The sequence below is a fragment of the Blastococcus sp. SYSU DS0510 genome (assembly GCF_054050835.1).
Window position 1 is genome coordinate 1 of record NZ_JBJHAC010000053.1, and the last position, 1,428, is coordinate 1,428.

Below are 1,428 nucleotides of genomic sequence, written 5' to 3' on the forward strand. Positions count from 1 at the left end.
AGTGGCGTCCACCAAGGTGGTGTGCGGCGGCCCCGGTGAGCAGCGGGCCCTGCACGTGAAGGCGGCCACCGCGTGATCTTCTGGAAAACCTCTCACAGCACTCCAGGAGAACAACGCGATGACCGCTCCGAGCAGTATCGACCCTGCCCACTTCCTGCACGAGCAGCTGGCCCAGGCCAGCCCTGATCTGCTGCGGCAGATGCTCACCACCTTCATCAACACGCTCATGAGCGCCGAGGCCGACGCGGTGTGCGGCGCCGAGTACGGCGCCCGTTCGGCGGAGCGGGTCAACACCCGCAACGGCTACCGGCCGCGGGAGTTCGACACCCGAGCCGGCACCCTCGACGTCGCGATTCCCAAGCTGCGCAGCGGGTCGTACTTCCCCGAGTGGCTGCTGGAGCGGCGCCGGCGGGCGGAGCGGGCGCTGACCACCGTGGTGGCCACCTGCTACCTGCTCGGGGTCTCCACCCGGCGGATGGAGAAGCTGGTCGAGAGCTTGGGCATCACCCGGCTGAGCAAGTCCCAGGTCAGCGAGATGGCCAAGGACCTCGACGCCCAGGTCGCCGACTTCCGCCACCGGCCCCTCGACCAAGGGCCCTATACGTTCGTCGCCGCCGACGCCCTGGTCCTGAAGGTGCGTGAGGGCGGCCGGGTGGTCAACGTCCACGCCCTCGTCGCGACCGGGGTGAACGCCGACGGGCACCGGGAGATCCTCGGCCTGCAGGTCACCAGTGCCGAAGACGGCGCCGGCTGGCTGGCCTTCTTCCGCGACCTGACCGCCCGCGGCCTCACCGGGGTTGCCTTGGTGACCTCCGATGCGCACGCCGGCCTGGTCGGCGCGATCGGCGCAACCCTGCCCGGAGCAGCGTGGCAGCGCTGCCGAACCCACTACGCGGCCAACCTGATGGCGGTCTGCCCGAAGAGCTCCTGGCCGTGGGTGCGGGCGCTGCTGCACTCGGTCTACGACCAGCCCGACGCCGCCTCCGTGCACGCCCAGTTCGACCGGGTCCTGGACGCCCTGGCCGACAAGCTCCCCAAGGTCGCCGAGCACCTCGAGGCCGCGCGGGCCGACGTGCTGGCCTTCACCGCCTTCCCCAAAGAGGTCTGGCGCCAGATCTGGAGCAACAACCCCAGCGAGCGGCTCAACCGCGAGATCCGCCGGCGCACCGACGTCGTCGGCATCTTCCCCGACCGCGACTCGGTGATCCGCCTGGTCGGCGCCGTCCTTGCCGAGCAGCACGACGAATGGACCGAAGGCCGCCGCTACCTCGGCCTCGACGTCCTCGCCCGCTGCCGCCTCCGGCCCGTCACCGACACCGACACCGCCGACGAGGAGGTGACCGACCAGCCGGCCATCCCGGCGCTCAGTGCCTGACCCAACCGAAGATCACGCGGTAGCCGTCACACACCACGCCAGCGGGCTTGACC

1 protein-coding gene is annotated in these 1,428 nt (G+C 70.8%); it reads left to right on the forward strand.

Translation table 11 applies throughout. From position 1 onward, the window contains the following. Positions 1 to 118: 118 nt before the first annotated feature. Positions 119 to 1,375 carry an IS256 family transposase gene (locus ACI79P_RS21655; protein WP_456583123.1) on the forward strand — a complete coding sequence of 419 codons (1,257 nt, stop codon included), beginning with the start codon at positions 119 to 121 and terminating at the stop codon, positions 1,373 to 1,375. Positions 1,376 to 1,428: the final 53 nt, after the last annotated feature.